Here is an 18,336-nt window from a genome sequence, read left to right as displayed (position 1 = left end):
GCCCATCAGCTCCGGAAACTTCAGGGTTAACCGTTTGCTGCAAGATATGCCTCTTCATACTTTCAGCCCATATTTTATTATTGGGCAAAAGCAACGGAATGACTTTGATAATGGCATAATCGTGTGCGTACAGACGGAAAAACCCCATTAGCAAATGAAACTTTCCCTAGCACTTTTCTGCCTGATCTCCTTCCTCGTGCTGGAGTCGGTCAACAGTGCCGCCATTTTTTACCTCTACCAGGCCAGCCCGTCACAAGCCAGGCCAGCCGATCCAGCCGCTCAAACAGATGCCAGACATGCCCTGACCGCCGCCATCATCGGGCTGACCGGAAACATGCGCTCCACTGCCTCACATATCGCGCAGCTCCCCCAGACAATCAATGCGCTAAAGGCGGGCCCGGACCACGGCCCCCAGACACAACTCATTCACACGCTTTACCCGGATGCCAGGATTCAGCGAACGCTGCCAAATATCAGTGCGGGCGGAAATTCCCCCATACCGCCGCTTTCGGTCGTGTATTCGCGCATACCCGAGGTTCCGGAAAAGGGGCATGCCTCCACTCAGGCCGCGCCTGCAAGCTCCTGGTTTATACCAACCGTTGCGGAGCCGGTCATTGATCCGCAAAGCAAGGCAATACTCGGCTTTGTCGTGATCGGAAAAAGCGTTCCGGAGATTGTCGCCTTATTCGATTCGCTACAGTTACAGGGTTCTTACGCCGAACTGCAACAGGCCAACAGCAACGGCCCCCACGACGTTTTGCTGCAACGTGGCGACACACGCATTAAAGCCAGCATTTTCCAGGAGCTGACTGATCTGCCGGGAAGCGCATGGAGACTCGTGGTATGGCGTACCCCGGCCTTGCCCGCCAAGCCGGTGGCCTCTTTATCTCAACGCCACCTGGCGGCATGGGCGCTTTCCTCGATATTGCTGGCTCTTGTTATGGCTGGGCTGTATTTTGCCTTGCGCAAAACGCTGAAAAACGACATCAACACCATACTGGTATTTTTCTCGGATATCCGCCATGCGCGCCTGCGCAAGACGTACGCCATCCAGATGAAGGATTTCGAGCAAAGCTTCGGGCTCATGTATCGTCTGGGTAAGCTCATGCTGGGAAAGCACAAACAGGTGACGGAATCCGCCAGCATCGACCATCTCTCCCAGGTCAACAACCGCCGCAGCTTCGACTTCAAGCAAAGTGAACTGTTTAAAACCCTGGCGGAAGGCTGGACCCACAGTCTGCTCATTATCGATATCGATCATTTCAAGCAAGTGAACGACACGTTTGGGCACGATGCCGGAGATGCCCTGATCGTGCAGTTCGGTAAAGCGCTTAAAGATCATTTACGCTCCAGCGATTTTATCGCCCGCCTGGGGGGTGATGAATTCTGCGTGATTTTCCCCAATACTCCACTGAAAAAAGCGGCGGAACTCGCCAGCCGCTTGCGCCAGAACCTGCCCGCCGAACTGGAACTTACGCAGGGCGTCATGCACAAGCTGCACTGGAGTGGCGGCCTGAGCGAATACAAGAAAAGCGACGGCACCGAAAACATGGCCTTGTCACGCGCGGATAACGCCCTGCTCCTGGCCAAGCACGCCGGGCGCAACCAGACCAAGCTTGCCGCCGCCTAGGCGCCCCCTGGCAAGGGGGGATTGAGAGGGGGCGGGGAAATGATGCTATCCTCCCCATTACGCTGGCCCGGCGGTCCATGCCGGGCGCCATTGCTGATCAAGCCAGAATTGAGGTACTTACATGACGGAACTCGCGCCCTATGCCGCGCATCCGCAGCACACCCGCGGCCGCAAGCTTTTCGAACCCGCCCCCGCCGGGCGCAACGAGTTCGAGCGCGACCGCGACCGCATCATCCACTCCACCGCCTTCCGCCGCCTTGAATACAAGACCCAGGTATTCGTCAACCACGAGGGCGACCTGTTCCGCACCCGCCTGACCCATAGCCTGGAAGTGGCGCAAATCGGCCGCACCATTGCGCGCAACCTGCAGCTCAACGAAGTGCTGGTGGAGGCCATCGCCCTGGCTCACGACCTGGGCCACACTCCCTTCGGCCATGCCGGGCAGGACGAGCTCAATGCCTGCATGAAGGATCACGGCGGCTTCGAACACAACCTGCAGTCGCTGCGGATGGTGGATTTTCTGGAAGAGCGCTATGCCGAATTCGATGGCCTCAACCTATGTTTTGAGACGCGCGAGGGCATCCTCAAACACTGTTCCCTCCCCAACGCCAGAACATTGGGCGAGGTCGGCGAGCGTTTCCTGAATGATCAACGCCCCTCCCTGGAAGCTCAGGTAACCAATCTGGCGGATGAAATCGCTTACAACAATCACGATGTTGATGACGGTTTGCGTTCAGGCCTGATTACCCTCGAACAGCTCTCCAACACCAGCCTGTTTGCCCGCCACCTGGCGATGGCACGGGCAAAACATCCCGCTCTCGACGGGCGGCGCCTGATCCACGAAACCGTGCGGCGCATGATCAACACTCTGGTGATGGACCTGATCGCACAGAGCACCGGCAATATCCGGGCCGCCGCGCCCGCCAGTCTCGACGACGTGCGCCGCGCCTCGCCACTGGTGGCTTTCAGCGAGCCACTGGCCAACGAGCAGCGCGAACTGAAACAGTTTCTGCGCGAGCATCTCTATCGCCATTTTCAGGTAAACCGCATGAGCATGAAAGCTCGCCGCATCGTGCGCGAACTGTTTAATGCCTTCTTCGACACCCCAGCCCTGCTGCCACCGCAGTATCAGGAGAAAGCGGCCACAGACAAGGCGCGCATCATTGCCGACTATATCGCCGGCATGACCGACCGCTATGCCTACCGCGAGCACCGCCGGCTGTTTTCGATCGAGGAAATGTAAATGCAGCAGGCCCTTGCAACCCTTCTGCTGCTGATTTTGATCCCGGCAGCCCAGGCCGAACAGGTGGTGTGCCACTACACTTATGGTGGCGAGTCCAGGGTTCTGGCGGCCCACCCCGTGAAGTCGCCCTATGCGGAAAAGGGCATCAAGGTGGGCTCGTATTTCCAGTTCCGCCTGATATTCCAGAACGAACCCGCCGATCAGGCCGCCATCAAGGTCTATACCTATGTCGAGCGCGACGAAGGCCCGGCCCTGATCCACCAGGCTACCTTCCCTTATCCTCCTCCGGGCAAGGCGGCAAGTCCCCATGGCTTCAGCGGCCTGCATTTCGTCTACGAACCGGTGCGCGACAGCGAACTGCAGTACTGGTGCGACATGAGCGCCACCAATGAATAGACCCCGCCTGTTCCTGTGCCTGACCCTGACCGGCCTGCTCCTCATGACCACCCCGGCCCGGGCCGAGCCGGTGCGCCTGATCTTCGCCGGTGACATCATGCTCGACGACGGGCCGGGGCGGGTGATTCAGTCCGGGCGCGACCCGCTGGCCCACTTCGCCGCCACGCTGGCCCAGGCTGATTTCACCATAGGCAACCTGGAGTGCCCGGTCGCCACCACCGGCCAGCCGCTGGAGAGCAAGATTTTTTCCTTCCGCGCCCATCCCCGCGTGCTGCCCATCCTGAAGGGTCGCTTCAACGCCCTGGCCGTCGCCAACAATCACTCCGGCGATTACGGCAAGGAAGCCTTTCTCGAAACCCTGACGCTGCTCGAAAAAAACGGCCTGCCCTACTTCGGCGGCGGACACGATCTTGCCACCGCCCATGCGCCGTTGTGGATAGCACGCAAGGGCCTGCGCATCGCCGTCCTCGGCTACAACGAATTCAAGCCCCGTTCCTTCGAGGCCGGACCCGACTGGGCGGGAATAGCCTGGAGCGAAGACAGCCAGGTCGTCGCCGACATCCGCGCCGCCCGTGCCGCAGGAGCGGACCTGGTGCTCCCCTTCATGCACTGGGGCTGGGAGCGCGAACTGCAACCCACTGAACGCCAGCGCCAACTGGCCCGGGCCATGATCGACGCGGGGGCGGACATGGTGATTGGCGGACACCCCCACGTCACCCAGGGGGCGGAATATTACAAAGGGAAGCTGATCGTCTACAGCCTGGGCAACTTCGTGTTCGACGGCTTCGACCCGCCGGAAATCCCGGAAACGCGGGAGGGGTGGCTGCTGCGGCTGAGCGTGGATCGCAATGGGCTGATCGAGTGGGATACGCTGGCGGCACGGATGGATCAGGAGGGTACGCCGCACCCCGTTTCTGGCGCTGAAACGCCTTGTGGCAAGGCGGGAGAAGCGGTGGTCAGGGTGTGCAAGAACCCGTAATTTGTGGATGGCTGCCTTGAGCGGCATGCCAATCGCGTACATACTCTTAGCCTGCCAGTAGCATTATTTACATACAGACCCGTTTAATAACTGTTAGATTTTTCGGAGGCATCAGTGGAGAAGTCGTGGAAAGAAGCCATTAAAAAAGTACTCACAGAGTCCTCGACGCCGTTGCATTACACAGAAATTTCCGAACAAATCTTGATGCGCGGCTACTACGAGACTGACGGTGCAACCCCTGCGGCAACAGTAAATGCACAAATGGCATCATCGATAAAACACGATGGTGAGAAATCACCATTTATGCGCGTTGGCAAAGGTATATTTGCACTCAAGAATTCACCTGCAGCAGCAATTGCTACTGGATCAACTCCATTTCCAAAACAAAAGAAACTGGAAACGCTTGCCGAAACCGATGTGGAGGCATCTGACTCAATCATTCACTCCTTCGGCATGTATTGGCAACGTGATCTTGTTGTCTGGCGTAACGATCCAAAGATGTATGGAAAACAACAGGCTCTTTCCAAGCCAGTCGATTTCGGCAAACAGAAAGGGATCTACATTCTGTACGACCACCACACCGTGGTCTATGTTGGACGGTCAATTGACCGCCCGCTCGGAAAACGCCTTTTTGAACACACTGTTGATCGCCTAGGCAGTCGATGGAATCGGTTTTCGTGGTTTGGCTTACTCGATGTAACCCAAGAGGGAAGTCTCCGAGAAACCGCGCTCAATACTTCGCTCGCGGCTCTTGTCGCAACATTGGAAGCTTTGCTCATTGAAGCACTTGAGCCTCCTCAGAATAGAAAACGCGGTGATGATTTTTCTGCTATCGAATACATCCAAGACATTGACCCAGAGCTCAAGGAGCGCGAAATTCAAAATACGCTTCGGTCTATTGAGCAAAAAATGCGAGGTGGTTCGTAAGAAAACTCAACGATCATGCGCAAGATCAAAGCAAGTATTCATAGTTTTCAATTGAATGGGTTTGTGCGCTTCGCGCAGATGATTGATTGCCGGGGGCAGCCCGGCGGCTGGTATCTTTCTTTTGCTTGCCCAAAAGAAAGATACCAAAGAAAAAGGCACCCCGCTGCGCCGCCCTTCGGGTTCCTTCGGCTTGTCAGGCAAATTGGGCGTCTGCGCAACTCGCCCTAGCAGGGCACACAAACCGTGCCCTGCCGCGGAGCTCGAACAGGGCGCAGCCGACACCCCCCCAATTCGCCTGCCAACCCGAAGCGGCGCAGAGGGGGAGCTGGGTGGTGGCTCCACGCCCTACACCGATAAAAATCGAAGACCAGTCGTTAGCGCCGCGTCCAATTCCCCTTGATCCACCGCCGAGCAGCACAGGCAAGCCGGGGGCAGTCGGCGAGCACTGTCTGAGCGCGTAGCGCGAGTTGCGCAGCCGCCCGGCTTGACGAGCAGCGCAGGGAACCCCCGAAGGGGGCGGTGGATGGGGTGCCTTTTTCTTTGGTAACTTTCTTTTGGGCAAGCAAAAGAAAGTTACCCGCCGCCGGGCGGCCCCGGCACCCAATCAACCATGCGCAAAGCGCATACAGACTACCCAGACATCGCCAATGCTCTTTTATGCCGCATGGCGCAAATGCATATCCACATGAATGTCAGCGAACGGGCAGACCACTCCCCCGCGAGCGCTGCGCTCCACCAGGCCAAGCTCGGCAAGAGCGCTGACGTCTTCATGAACGCGCTTCACATCCCGCCCGACCCTGCGGGCCAATTCGCGTACGGAAAACTCGCCTGCGCCCAGCAAGGCATTTACCAGTGCCCAGCGCCGTTCTGTCATGCGCGAAAAAAATGCGTCGGGGGAATCGAAGTTGAGCGTTTCACCCTGGTAGGCGCTGACCTGAAAAGCCGCCTTCGCGGCGTGCCGCAATGCGCCCTGCCAATCCGGCTGCATGGTAATGGTCAGTGTTCTTGCTTCCATCGCTCAACCTCCTCGATAAAATCATCAATCAGCCGGTATTTGTGCGGATGCCCTGACGACGGCACTGGCTCCGGCATGTGCCAGACGACCATTTCAATCCCCGTGCCATCATCGGTGACATTGCGGAAGCGGGTAATCAACTCGGCCTTCATGTTGTCAATCAAGGGCGATGTTCTGTTCCCAGCCCTCACCAGCCGATCTCCCAAACCGTCTTGTGCCCCACCACGCATTCCTCCTGCCCGGCTGGAATTCTCGCCACGCCCGGCCTGACGGCAATGCACCCCGCCATGATTTCAGCCGCATGCTGCGGATAGCATGCACAGCATGGAGTTTAGATTCATAGCATTGCTCAGAATGGTTTCGTGCGCTTCGCGCGGATAATTGATTGCCGGGGGCAGCCCGGCGGCTGTTTGCCTTTCTTGCTTCGCAGTAAACATGCTAATCGGCAAATGCTTCTGCCACTGCCTGAATAATTCGTTCGCTCAATTGCGGATTGTCAGCCAACAATGGGTAGCGCTTGCGAAGCCTGTTCGAAATGGTATTTCCATTTTCCCGAACACTATGAATAATCCCATCAAGCTCATTATCCGGGGCTTCCAGGAAGTTTTTGATAGCGCTTCTTGCCTTGTCATTCGACTGAAGGAAGCGCGCCTCACTCCGCATTTCTTTTGTCAATGTGTCATCGATGACTTCAGCCAGGTAGATAACGTGGGCAGTAAGATCGGGGTAACGCCACGCAGGCAAGGCGTCATCGTAGCTTTGAAAATACAGGTTGTATTCCACGCCATCTTTGGCAATGACCGGTTCGCCAAAATGGTATTGATCTGCGTAATGACGCATCAGGGGGCGTGAGAAGCTTTCAAGCACCTTGTCATAGGCCGCCCGGTTATAGGTGCTATTGGTTATCGTGGCAGACACCGGCAGAATGATGGGCGGGGGGACAACACCGTCGCGGCGCAACACGTCGTTAATCAGAAAACGGGAGATACGCCCGTTTCCATCGGCCATCGGATGCGCATACACAAAGCCAAACGAGGCTGTTGCGGCCCTTACAATGGAAGCCCCGCCTTGTGTCCGTTCGAGGAAGCAAGCCAACCCGGCAAGCATGGATTCGAGGCAATCCCAGTGAGGCGCAATATAATCGACCACCGGCTGATAGCGCGCAGAATGTCCAACATAGACGGGGGATTTTCGCGCGCCATAGCGAAGGGCTGTGTCACCAAGAATTCCGCGTTGCAACATCGCCAGTGTTTCCGGCGCAAATGGGTTCCCGTGCTTGCCGCATTCGCTTTCCATTACAGCCGCAAAGCGGTGGATGCGATCTTCCTTGTCTTGCTCGTGTTCGATCAAAAAACTGGCCCGGCTTTCTTTAATCGTTAACCAAACTGTACTTCTAATTATCAGATCAATGCCGTAATCAGCTTCAAGCGCCAATAGCCTGGTGGCCAGGTTGTATTGCTCGGCTGCCTTGACGGCATCGACTCGCCGGATAATGGGGCAATAATCCCGATTGCCCGGAAGATTGTCACGTACACGCCAACGCTTGTTAAGGATTGCATGGCCGACGATGAAGTCTTCTGGAGGCAAGGCATCAACATAATTTCCTTGCATTACCCCAGGGAAGATTAACTGATCCGGCATGATCCATTCGTACAGGAAGCAGGCGCGGCGTGCATAAGCACCGGTTGGCTCGCTGGAAATCCACTGTTCCAGCTCATGCCTGACGCCCGGCAGTCGAAACAGCCGCGCAAGAAACTCAAGGTGAATTCCCTCGTACTTGAATGCAAAAGTGAGGTGTTCACTCAGCGTTGCGCCTGGACGATAAGATTCGACGTAGGACTCAAGGCAAACATCGCCCTCTTTTGAAGTGGATCGAATACGGCCAATTTCACTCTGTACGGGGAAGGGCTGTACCGGCGTGATTTTGAATGCGTGGGAAAGCCACTGATATCCGACATAGGGCATAATTTTTAATTACGAGGCTAAAAAAACGATTATAAAATAGCTGTTTCCCAAAAAACCAATTATACCCTTCGATTGTGCTACCCGTTCAACTTGGAGCAGATAGCCTACCTGCAATCCCAACGCGGCAGGCTGTCAGCAAAAAAGTGTAAAATACTGTTATTTTACAATGATTAAAATACTTATCAGGATAGCAAAGGAAGTTAAATGCGTTACTGGCTGATGAAATCCGAACCAACCGACGTCAGCGTCGACGACCTCGCCGCCATGCCGAACCGGACCGTGGCGTGGTATGGCATACGCAACTATCAGGCACGCAATTTCATGCGCGATCAGATGAAGGTTGGCGATCAGGTGTTTTTCTATCACTCGAGTTGCGCTGAACCGGGTATCGCCGGGCTGGCGACAATAAGCCAGCTGGCTTACCCGGATCAGACCCAGTTTGACCCCGGCAACAAATACTTCGACCCCAAGGCGACGCCGGAAAATCCGCGCTGGATGAATGTGGACGTAAAACTGGTAAAGAAAACCCGCCTGGTCAGCATCAGGGAGCTGCGCAGCCACCCGGAACTGCAACACATGCGCATTCTGCAGACGGGCAACCGGCTCTCGATTACGCCGGTCGATCCCAAGGAATGGCAGTTTATTCTAGGGCTGTTGTAGGCCGCCTATTCGAACAGGGCTGAGACAAACTCCTGCGCCACGAAGGGGCGCAGATCATCGAGCTGCTCGCCCACCCCGATAAAGCGAACCGGAATCGGCCGGGTACGGGCAATAGCCGCAATGATGCCACCCTTGGCCGTCCCATCGAGCTTGGTCAGCACCAGGCCACTCACCTGTAGCGCATCATCGAAAGCCTTGACCTGCGCCAGACCGTTCTGGCCGGTATTGGCGTCGAGCACCAGCAGCACTTCATGAGGGCCACTGGGCTCAGCCTTGGCGATAACGCGTTTGACCTTCTTGATCTCTTCCATCAGGTGCAACTGTGTTGGCAGCCGCCCTGCGGTATCTGCCAGCACCACGTCAATGCCGCGCGCCGTGGCGGCTTGGATGGCATCGAAAATCACGGCGGCGGAATCGCCGCTTTCCTGCGCAATCACTGTGACATTGTTGCGCTCGCCCCAGATCATGAGCTGCTCCCGTGCGGCCGCGCGGAAGGTGTCTCCCGCTGCCAGCAGCACCGATTTACCCTGCGACTGAAAATATTTTGCCAGCTTGCCGATGGTGGTGGTTTTTCCCGCTCCATTGACTCCCGCCAGCATGATGATGTAGGGGCGGTGGCCAGCGATTTCCAGCGGCGCTTCCAGCGGCTGAAGCAATGCCAGCAGGGACTGTTGCAGCGCGTCTTTCAATTGGCCTGCCTCGACCAGCCCCTCGCGCCTGACGCGAAGACGAAGGTCATCCAGCAGGTACTGGGTGGCGGCCACGCCCACATCAGAAGTCAGAAGAATGGTTTCCAGTTCTTCGTACAGCTCGTCGTCGATTTTGCCGCCGCTACCAAAAAGATTGGCCACTTTGCGCCCGAACTGCTCTCGGGTTCGTGTCAGGCCCTGCTTCAGCCGCGCAGCCCAGCCCTCCGGTTTGCTCTCTGCTTCAACAGCAGGTGCTTCGGATTTCTTGAAGAAACTAAACATGGTGTTTTCGGGTCAGTGAGTTATTGCAGTGAATGGGAGTAGCCTGGGCCGCTTTATGGGATATCCGGGCTATAATCTCCGCCATTTTATCCCGAATAGAACCTGAAAAGGTAGGAGGTTGCGTGCTGACAAAAGCGTTGCTGGGGGCTGCCCTGCTTGGACTGGCCTGGGGAGCTGCCGCGAACCCGTATGAACACCGGCTGGCCAATGGCATGAAAGTGATCGTCAAGGAGGACCGGCGCGCGCCCGTGGTGGTGTCGCAGGTCTGGTACCGGGCAGGCAGCATGGACGAACAGAACGGCACGACCGGCGTGGCGCATGTGCTGGAACACATGATGTTCAAGGGTACGCCCAAGGTGCCGGCTGGCCAGTTTTCAAAAATCATCGCGGAAGCAGGCGGGCGCGAAAATGCCTTTACCGCAAATGATTACACCGCTTATTTTCAGCAGTTGAAAACAGACAAATTGCCACTGGCCTTCAGGCTGGAAGCAGACCGCATGCAAAATCTGGTGCTGACCGAACAGGAATTCGCCAAGGAAATCCAGGTGGTGATGGAAGAGCGCCGCATGCGCACTGAAGACAAGCCGCAGGGTCTGGTTTTCGAGCAGCTGAATGCCACTGCCTTTAGCGCCCACCCCTACCACCACCCGATCATCGGCTGGATGGACGATCTGGAAAACATGCGCGTGGAGGATGCCCGAGCCTGGTACCAGCGCTGGTATGCGCCCAATAATGCCACCCTGGTGGTGGTCGGCGATGTCAGCCATGAAGAGGTATTCAAGCTGGCGCAGACCCACTTCGGCCCGCTCAAGGCGCACCCGTTGCCGGCCCGGAAACCGCAGCAGGAACCCCCGCAACGCGGCATCAAGCGCGTGACGGTAAAAGCGCAGGCCAAGCTGCCTTATCTTGCGCTGGCCTATCGCGTGCCCGTCCTTCGTGACGTTGGCCGGGACAGTGAACCCTATGCACTGGAAATCCTGTCGGGTGTGCTGGATGGCCATGCCGCCGCGCGTCTGAACCAGTCCCTGGTGCGTGAAAGCCGTCTGGCGACCGATGTCGGCGCAGGCTACGGCGCCATTTCGCGTGGCCCGGGACTGTTCCTGATCGAAGCCACTCCCAGTGAAGGCAAAAGCGTGCTCGAGGTGGAGCAGGGGATTCGCCAGGAAATTGCTCGCGTGCAGCGTGATGGCGTCAGCACGGAAGAATTGCAGCGTGTCAAAGCCCAGGTCGTCGCTGCCCAGGTTTATCAGCGCGATTCGATGTTTTACCAGGGCATGCTGATCGGCCAGATGGAAAGCGCCGGACTTTCCTGGCGTGACGAAAAAACCATGCTGGAGCGGCTCAACGCAGTGACCGCAGATGAGGTCAAGGCCGTGGCGAATAAATATCTGCAGGATGATGGACTTACGCTGGCCACGCTCGATCCGCAACCGATGGAAGCGATGCGCCCTGTTCAGACTACAGCGGGAGGGCGCCATGCGCACTAGATCCTTGGGCCCTTTGCTGGGCATTCTGACACTTTTCCTGGCTGGCGCCGTTGAAGCCGCCCTACCCATTCAGCACTGGCAAACCGCCAATGGTTCCCGGGTTTATTTTGTGGAAAGCCGAGGCCTGCCGTTGCTGGATATCAGCGTTGAATTCGATGCCGGCGCACGCCGCGACAACCCGGCTCAGGCAGGGCTGGCGAGCCTGACTGCGCGGACCATGAGCCTGGGCGCAGGCGGGCTGTCCGAGGAAACCATTTCCCGCCGCTTTGCGGATGTCGGCGCGCAGTTTGCGGCCACTTTCGAGCCGGATCGCGCCGGGATGACCCTGCGCACCCTCAGCAGTGAACGTGAGCGCAACCAGTCGCTTGACTTGCTGGGCATGATTCTGCAGCGGCCAGACTTTCACGACGCGGCGATTCAGCGCGAAAAAGCTCGCACCATTGCGGCACTGAAGGAAGAAAGCACCCAGCCCGGGCCAATCGGGGAAAAAGCCTTTTACGCTGCGCTTTATGGCGCCCATCCCTACGGGCTGCCCGGCACAGGCAAGATAGAAACACTGGCTACGCTGCAACGGCAGGATGTAGCCGAATTTTATCGCCGCCACTATGTTGCCGAATCTGCGGTGATCTCTGTGGTCGGAGATGTCAGCCGCACTCAGGCTGAAGCCATCGCCGGGCAGCTTTCCGCTGGCCTGTCACGCGCCACGGATACCCTGCCGGCGCTGCCACAAATTTCACCTCCGCAACGGGGAGAAACCCTTCGCATTCCGCATCCCGCCAGCCAGAGCCATATCCTGCTCGGCATGCCGGGCATGAGCCGCAGCGACCCGGACTATTTTTCCCTCTACCTCGGTAACTATATTTTGGGCGGCGGCGGCTTCGCCTCCCGGCTGACCGAAGAGGTGCGCGAGAAGCGCGGCCTGGCCTACAGCGTGTACAGCCACTTCCTCCCGCTGGCCCAGCCGGGCCCGTTCCAGATCGGCTTGCAGACCAAGCAGGAACAATCGCAGCAAGCACTGGATATCGCCCGCACAACACTCAGCCGGTTTGTGGCAGAGGGGCCGACCGCGGATGAACTGCGGCGCGCCAAATTGAATATCGGCGGGGGCTTTCCACTGCGCATCGACAGCAATAAAAAAATTCTTGGCTACCTGGCGCTGATCGGCTTCTACCGCCTGCCGCTGAATTACCTTGACGAGTTTGCCGGCAGAATTGAAAAAATCACGCTGACGGACGTCAAGAGCGCATTCAAACGCCGTATTGATCCGGAGCGGATGGTGACGGTGATTGTGGGCGGAGCACCTGAACAGAATGTCCCTGCGAGGGCTGGTGGCGGCATGGCGGTTCAACCCGGAGAGCAAGCGGCCCCGGAAACATTGCGCGACACGCAGCTTGCCGTTGAAAAGTAACCGCGTACGCATCGGCGGTGGAGTCTGGCGCAGCCGCTTGCTCACCTTTCCTGATGTGATAGGATTAAGGCCCACCCCCGACCGGGTCAGGGAAACGCTGTTCAACTGGCTGGGCCAGGTCATGGACGGCAAGCGCTGCCTTGATCTCTTTGCCGGCAGCGGCGCACTCGGATTCGAGGCGCTTTCACGCGGCGCCCGGCAGGTGGTGATGGTCGAACGTGACAGCAAGGTGGCGGGGGCGCTGAAGGAAAACGCCGCCGCCTTGAAGGCAGATAATTTTGAGCTGGTGGTCGCAGATGCGCTGAAATTCCTCGGCCAGGAAACACGGCGTTTCGACGTGATTTTTGTCGATCCTCCCTATCAGCTGAATCTGCTGCCTCTTGTTTTGCCCGGGTTGCTGCCTCATCTTGAGGACGATGGCCTGGTGTATGCCGAAGCCGATGCGCCGCTGGAGTTTGCTTCGGAATGGCAGGTCTGGCGCCAGGGCAGGGCGGGCCTGGTGCATTACTATCTTTTGAAGAAAGCGGGCTGATATCATGCTCAAGGTCGTTTATCCCGGCACCTTCGACCCGGTTACCCGTGGTCATGAAGATCTGGTTCGCCGTGCTGCGCGCCTGTTCGACGAAGTCATCGTAGCAGTGGCCGACAGCCGGACGAAACAGCCTTTTTTCAGCCTGCAGGAGCGGGTCGCGATGGCTTCCGGGGTGCTGGCCGATTGCGCCAACGTGCGGGTGACGGGTTTTTCCGGCCTGCTCATTCATTTCCTGCAACAGCAGGAAGCGGCTATCATATTACGCGGATTGCGGGCGGTATCGGATTTTGAGTATGAGTTTCAGCTGGCGGGGATGAATCGCAACCTGTACCCCAATGTCGAGACGATTTTTCTCACCCCTTCCGAACAGTACATGTTTATTTCTGCCAGCATGGTGCGCGAGATCGCCCTGCTGGGTGGAGACGTCAGCCAGTTCGTGCAACCCGTGGTGGGCGAACAGCTGAGCAACAGGATTTATCAATCTTAACTAAACGAGCGAGGAAACTGCCATGGCATTAATGATTACCGACGAATGCATCAACTGCGACGTGTGCGAACCCGAGTGCCCCAATGGCGCAATTTCACAGGGCGACGAAATCTATATTATCGATCCCGCCCTGTGCACCGAATGCGTCGGCCACTATGATGAGCCGCAATGCATCTCGGTTTGTCCGGTGGATTGCATCATCGTCAATCCGGAACACACCGAAAGCAAGGACGAACTGCAAGCCAAGTACGAGATGCTGAGCGCTCAGGGCTAAATCGCAGACACAAAAAACCCCGCACCAGGAGCCTGCCGGCCCGGTGCGGGGTTTTTGTTTCCGGGACTTCGTCAGGCCGCGAGTTGTTGCGAGCCGCTCTCGAAATCGAGCGCCCGCATCAGACTCTGTTGCAGCTTGCTGAGGTCATCCAGTTGCCCGGTGATGACCGTCTCCATTTGCTCCAGCTCGGCAATCCTGTCTTCCAGGGTATCGGTTGCCTTGTGGATGCGCTTGATGCTTTCCAGGCGGCGGCGCAATTGCAGCTGATGCTCCCGCACCTGGGTTTCCATCGGCGCCATCACCGCCTTGAGCCAGTTCTCGACATCGCGGTTGGCCACCTCGTAAACGTGGACCACCCGGCTGGCGATGGTTTCAAAAAACTTGGTAGTCAGCGTGAACTGCTCGTTTGTCAGCATGTTCAGTGTCGTATTGAAATGGTCGTTGTAGCCCTTCTCCAGCTTGGCGATTTCCTTCAGGTACTTCAGGGTCGAGAAGGGCGGGGGCGAGCTCTGTGACAAGCCATGATCCTCGCTGAACTTCTTGTACATGCTGTCCATCATGTGCTTGATTTCTTCAACCTGCTTGCCCGACTTGCTGATATTTTCCGATACATCCCTGAAAAATTTGTTCATCGCATCACTAATGCCCTTGCTGAACCGGCTGCTGACCATGGCATCGCGGGTGACCGTCACTTCGATCTTGAGCGCATCCATGCCAAGGTAGGTAAACAGGATGTTGGTCTGCTGGGAAAACACGCTGCGTAGCGCCTGAAAACGCTGCAAGCCTTTCTCGAAGCTTTCCTTGTCGCACTTGACCTTTTCCATCATGTGCTCGATCACATCCTGATTTTTGCCGCGCAGGCCCTTGAGCTCATCAAGCTGTTCACTCACGCCGCCCATGCGCGCATCGAGAATGGAATGCGTGACATCCATCATGTCCTCGATTTCGCTTTGCGTGTTATCGCGCACGATTTCCTGCTTGGAAGGAATTAACTCGTCGGACAGGGCTTTTTCCAATGTCAGCAGGCGGCTCTTTTCAAGCAGCAGCGGATCATTGTTGATCTTGGCCAGCAGCCCCTTCTGGGCTGAGATAGGAAATACCTGGGAGGGATTGATCCCCAGCAACTCGGCGCTGCTGGTGAGCTGCGACGCGATTTCACGCTCGACCGCTTCGCTGCTCTTGAGTTCGTCCCACAGGCCGTCGATCTTGTTCAGCACCACCAGGCGGCCTTTCTGCCGCCCCTGGGGATTGCCGACATAATCGCGCCACACCTGGATGTCCGTCTTGGTCACGCCGGTATCGGCGGCCAGCATGAACAGCACCGCATGGGCGTTAGGCAGCATGTTGATGGTCAGTTCCGGCTCGGTGCCGATGGCGTTCAGGCCAGGGGTGTCCAGGATCACCAGTCCCTGTTTCAGCAGCGGGTGCGGGAAGTTGATGATGGCATGGCGCCAGCAGGGCACCTCAACAGTGCCGTCGGCATTCAGGGTGAACGCATTGTCCGGATCATTTTCGTCGTACAGCCCGAAGCGCTTTGCGTCTTCCTTGCTGACCCGCTTGACCTGGCTTACCTGCTGGAAAGCGTCCAGCATGCCCTCGGCGGAATTGACGTCAAGCGGGAAAACCTGCCATTCGTCCACGTAGCGCTTGTATTCCGTGGTCGTGGTGTCGGTGGCCCGGGTTTCGATCGGCAATAACTGGATGCAAGGCTCACGGCCTTCCTCGTACAGCAGCTCGGTAGGGCACATGGTGGTGCGCCCGGCACTGGATGGCAGCAGGCGCAGGCCATAGCCGGCAAAAAAGATGGCGTTGATCAGTTCGGATTTGCCGCGCGAAAACTCGGCCACAAAGGCCACATTGAGTTTGTCATCGCGCAGGCGGTCAAGAATGTGCTGGATTCGCAGGTCGGTCTGGCCGTCGTTCAGCTCCTGCTCGTTCAGCCAGTTGCGGTAGCCGCTGATGTTATTGGAAAGCCCGCTGCGCCAGGCGCTGTAAGCCTCGAAATGTGCGACCAGATTTTTATTTGTCATGTAATTCCCCCAAAACCGGCCCTGCCGGGACGATGCCATCGTACTTTAGCATAAAATTCAAATTAAACAATGTAGTCCGCGTGGGTTCTAAGCATTCTCATGAACGCCTGAAATATATGGCGAACACAGGCAATTTACATGCCACTTTCCATTATTTCTGACAGCAGGGGCAATAAAAAGTGGCGCGCTGCCCCTGACGCAGCAGCCGGATGGTATTGCTACAGACATGGCAAGGCTCTCCGGCGCGGCCATAGACAAAGTACTGTTGCTGAAAATATCCTGGCCTGCCGCTACTGCCGACAAAATCCCGCAGACTGCTGCCGCCCGCGGCGATCGCCTGCTCCAGCACCTCTTTCACCGTGCGGGCCAGCTTGTTGCAACGCTCACGCCCCAGGCGAGAAGCCGAAAGCGCGGGGTTGATGCCGGCGCGGAACAAAGCCTCGTTGGCATAAATGTTGCCCACGCCCACGACCAGATGGCCGTCCATCAGGGTTTGCTTGATGCTGGTTTTTTTGCCGCGTGTAATGCGATAGAGCCAGGCGCCATCAAAATCGCCGGTCAGCGGTTCCACCCCCAGCTTTATCAGCAAGGGGTGACGCATTGGGTCAGTTTCTGTCCAGATCACGGCACCAAAACGGCGCGGATCGCGCAGGCGCATGCAAAAACCATTCTCCAGCACCAGATCGAAATGGTCATGTTTTTCCACCGCTGTAACAGCGGGCAGAATGCGCAAGCTGCCGGACATGCCCAGATGCAGGATCAGCCAGCCCTGGCTGCAATCCAGCAACAGGTATTTGCCACGCCGGGCAGCCCCGCGGATGACCCGTCCGGGCAAAACCCGCACCAGCTCGGGGTCAACGGGGAAACGCAGGCGAGCATTGCGGACGATGGCCGCCTTGATGCGCTGGCCGTTCAGATGAGGTTCGAGGCCGCGGCGGGTGGTTTCGACTTCAGGCAGTTCGGGCATAAAGACAGCTTAGCTGTTGCGCCGGCGGCGCCAGACAACAATGGCAATCACGAAAAAGGACAAGGGCAATACCAGCAGGAAAACCGACGTGAGCACGATCGCCCCCGTTTTGCTGATATCCAGCGTGGCATCCAGCGTATTCTTGGGCTGGATGGTAATGAGTTTCTCGTCCCCTGCCAGCCAGTTGAACAGATTGATGCCGAGATCCAGATTGCCGGCATTGCCAAGGGTGGCATTGGCGAGGAAGCCTCCACTACCGATCACGGCCACGCGCTGTTCGACGTCGTCCTGCGTCCGTTCCAGCGCCCAGCCAATTACCACCGGTCCGGGAACATCCTGGCCCTGGTCGAACGATGCCCGAGCATCCGCCACGCCATATTCCACCCAGGCCCGCGCCGAGGTTTCAAGCAGCGGCGTCACACGCCATCCGGGGTCATCGTTCATGCCCACGGCACGGGCATGGGGGTAAAGCGTGACGAGATCGAACCGGGCAGTAATTGCATGCGGGCCGTACTGGGCCGCCATTGCCGTTGTAGGTGCAAAACCCGACTCGCGCGCGGCGGGATCAATCACCACCCCTGGGGTCAGCGCCAGCCCCAGCATTTCGGCGATGGGCTGCAAACCCTTGAGCGAACCGGGCTCCAGCAACCACAGCAGATTGCCGCCACGCGCCAGATAGCGCCGGATCTTGTCCACTTCGCCCGGCGGAATTTCCGTGCCGGGTTGCGTGAGCAACAGCACATTGATTTCGAGGGGCACTTCCTGCATCAGCGCCAGGCTTTCGACCGAGCTACGAAAACCCTTGTTCGCCAGTTGGCGCCCGAGTTCACCCAGCTCGTGCGGCGCGCCCCCATCCAGTCTGCGTTCGCCATGGCCGCTCACGCCCAGAACCAGGCGTTCATGCCCCCTGACGAGGCGCATCAGGGTATTGGTGAAATCCTGTTCATTCAGCGTCGTAAGATGCTCGCTGCGTTCCCCGTATCTCAGCACCAGTTCGCCATTGACCCGAACTCCAGCCATGCGCGCCAGCTCGGGTTGCGCGACCGGATCAATGAAATTCAATTCCAGGTCGGACTTGAGCCCCTGATAACGGGCAACAAAATCGCGAATGGGCCTCCGCAGATCACCAAGCCGCGCATCCTGCAAGGTGGCATAAGCGGTCACGGAAACCCTCCCCGGCATCTCGCGCAGCACATTCCGGCTGGCCTGGCTCAGTGTGTGGCGCCCATTCTGCGTGGCATCCCATTGCCAGTCATGGCGCTGGGAAAAAACCCCCGCAACGCTCACGATACTAAGCAGCAACAGCACATATATCCGTGGATGGCGGCGCAGCCAGAACAGAAGCCCGGGGAAAGTCTTCATGGC

At 57.7% G+C, this 18,336-nt stretch carries 18 protein-coding genes; 11 read left to right on the top strand and 7 right to left on the bottom strand.

Annotated features, from left to right (window positions below; translation table 11 throughout):
* Nucleotides 1-154 precede the first annotated feature (154 nt).
* The 5 genes from WC392_05555 to WC392_05535 all read left to right on the top strand — a co-directional run bounded on the left by WC392_05555 (nucleotide 155) and on the right by WC392_05535 (nucleotide 5,175).
* The gene (locus WC392_05555; GenBank protein ID MFA5241830.1) at nucleotides 155-1,630 is read left to right on the top strand and encodes a diguanylate cyclase; all 1,476 of its coding nucleotides are present in this window, start codon (nucleotides 155-157) and stop codon (nucleotides 1,628-1,630) included.
* 121 nt (nucleotides 1,631-1,751) lie between these two features.
* The gene (locus WC392_05550) at nucleotides 1,752-2,873 is read left to right on the top strand and encodes a deoxyguanosinetriphosphate triphosphohydrolase (protein ID MFA5241829.1); all 1,122 of its coding nucleotides are present in this window, start codon (nucleotides 1,752-1,754) and stop codon (nucleotides 2,871-2,873) included.
* The gene (locus tag WC392_05545; GenBank protein ID MFA5241828.1) at nucleotides 2,874-3,269 is read left to right on the top strand and encodes a hypothetical protein; all 396 of its coding nucleotides are present in this window, start codon (nucleotides 2,874-2,876) and stop codon (nucleotides 3,267-3,269) included.
* Nucleotides 3,262-4,248 (top strand): CapA family protein, encoded by a 987-nt coding sequence (locus tag WC392_05540; GenBank protein MFA5241827.1) that lies wholly within the window; start codon nucleotides 3,262-3,264, stop codon nucleotides 4,246-4,248. The genes WC392_05545 and WC392_05540 overlap by 8 nt, the downstream gene beginning before the upstream one ends.
* A gap of 114 nt (nucleotides 4,249-4,362) precedes the next feature.
* Nucleotides 4,363-5,175, top strand: a complete 813-nt coding sequence (locus tag WC392_05535) for an HTH domain-containing protein (protein MFA5241826.1) — start codon at nucleotides 4,363-4,365, stop codon at nucleotides 5,173-5,175.
* Between the two features lie 655 nt (nucleotides 5,176-5,830).
* On the opposite strand, the gene WC392_05530 is transcribed toward WC392_05535, so the two are convergent.
* From WC392_05530 to WC392_05520, 3 genes are all read right to left on the bottom strand, one after another.
* Complete coding sequence (locus WC392_05530) at nucleotides 5,831-6,190, bottom strand: DNA-binding protein (protein MFA5241825.1); 360 nt, start codon at nucleotides 6,188-6,190, stop codon at nucleotides 5,831-5,833.
* Nucleotides 6,172-6,354 (bottom strand): hypothetical protein, encoded by a 183-nt coding sequence (locus tag WC392_05525; GenBank protein ID MFA5241824.1) that lies wholly within the window; start codon nucleotides 6,352-6,354, stop codon nucleotides 6,172-6,174. The genes WC392_05530 and WC392_05525 overlap by 19 nt, the downstream gene beginning before the upstream one ends.
* Before the next feature lie 274 nt (nucleotides 6,355-6,628).
* Nucleotides 6,629-8,155 (bottom strand): Fic family protein, encoded by a 1,527-nt coding sequence (locus tag WC392_05520; GenBank protein MFA5241823.1) that lies wholly within the window; start codon nucleotides 8,153-8,155, stop codon nucleotides 6,629-6,631.
* 204 nt (nucleotides 8,156-8,359) lie between these two features.
* On the opposite strand from WC392_05520, the gene WC392_05515 reads away from it, so the two are divergent.
* Entirely contained in the window at nucleotides 8,360-8,815 is a 456-nt protein-coding gene (locus tag WC392_05515; protein ID MFA5241822.1) for an EVE domain-containing protein, read from the top strand.
* Between the two features lie 5 nt (nucleotides 8,816-8,820).
* Here WC392_05515 and ftsY read toward each other — a convergent pair whose 3' ends face one another.
* A complete protein-coding gene (ftsY, locus tag WC392_05510) occupies nucleotides 8,821-9,786 on the bottom strand; it encodes a signal recognition particle-docking protein FtsY (protein ID MFA5241821.1) in 966 nt (321 codons plus the stop codon).
* 140 nt (nucleotides 9,787-9,926) lie between these two features.
* Between ftsY and WC392_05505 the strand changes: the two genes are divergently transcribed.
* From WC392_05505 to WC392_05485, 5 genes are read left to right on the top strand one after another with little or no spacing between them, the layout of a single operon-like run.
* Nucleotides 9,927-11,273: a pitrilysin family protein gene (locus WC392_05505; protein MFA5241820.1), complete on the top strand. Its 1,347-nt coding sequence runs from the start codon at nucleotides 9,927-9,929 to the stop codon at nucleotides 11,271-11,273.
* Nucleotides 11,263-12,681, top strand: coding sequence for a pitrilysin family protein (locus tag WC392_05500; GenBank protein MFA5241819.1), 1,419 nt, complete (start codon nucleotides 11,263-11,265; stop codon nucleotides 12,679-12,681). Before WC392_05505 ends, WC392_05500 begins: the two co-directional genes overlap by 11 nt.
* Complete coding sequence (gene rsmD / locus WC392_05495; protein MFA5241818.1) at nucleotides 12,671-13,213, top strand: 16S rRNA (guanine(966)-N(2))-methyltransferase RsmD; 543 nt, start codon at nucleotides 12,671-12,673, stop codon at nucleotides 13,211-13,213. The genes WC392_05500 and rsmD overlap by 11 nt, the downstream gene beginning before the upstream one ends.
* Nucleotides 13,214-13,217: 4 nt before the next feature.
* Nucleotides 13,218-13,700, top strand: a complete 483-nt coding sequence (gene coaD / locus WC392_05490; GenBank protein MFA5241817.1) for a pantetheine-phosphate adenylyltransferase — start codon at nucleotides 13,218-13,220, stop codon at nucleotides 13,698-13,700.
* A 22-nt stretch (nucleotides 13,701-13,722) separates the two neighbouring features.
* On the top strand, nucleotides 13,723-13,974 hold the full coding sequence (locus tag WC392_05485; protein ID MFA5241816.1) for a YfhL family 4Fe-4S dicluster ferredoxin: 252 nt from the start codon (nucleotides 13,723-13,725) through the stop codon (nucleotides 13,972-13,974).
* A gap of 71 nt (nucleotides 13,975-14,045) precedes the next feature.
* Here the strand turns inward: WC392_05485 and WC392_05480 are convergent, their stop codons facing one another.
* The 3 genes from WC392_05480 to WC392_05470 form a co-directional block, all read right to left on the bottom strand.
* Nucleotides 14,046-16,004, bottom strand: a complete 1,959-nt coding sequence (locus WC392_05480; GenBank protein MFA5241815.1) for a dynamin family protein — start codon at nucleotides 16,002-16,004, stop codon at nucleotides 14,046-14,048.
* Between the two features lie 151 nt (nucleotides 16,005-16,155).
* On the bottom strand, nucleotides 16,156-16,971 hold the full coding sequence (gene mutM, locus WC392_05475) for a bifunctional DNA-formamidopyrimidine glycosylase/DNA-(apurinic or apyrimidinic site) lyase (GenBank protein MFA5241814.1): 816 nt from the start codon (nucleotides 16,969-16,971) through the stop codon (nucleotides 16,156-16,158).
* Between the two features lie 9 nt (nucleotides 16,972-16,980).
* Complete coding sequence (locus WC392_05470; GenBank protein ID MFA5241813.1) at nucleotides 16,981-18,333, bottom strand: GldG family protein; 1,353 nt, start codon at nucleotides 18,331-18,333, stop codon at nucleotides 16,981-16,983.
* Between the last annotated feature and the right edge of the window lie 3 nt (nucleotides 18,334-18,336).

The sequence above is a fragment of the Sulfuricella sp. genome (assembly GCA_041651995.1).
GTDB lineage: Bacteria > Pseudomonadota > Gammaproteobacteria > Burkholderiales > Sulfuricellaceae > Sulfurimicrobium.
The sequence above is the reverse complement of the archived record's forward strand: the minus strand, read 5'-3'. Positions and strand labels throughout refer to the sequence as shown.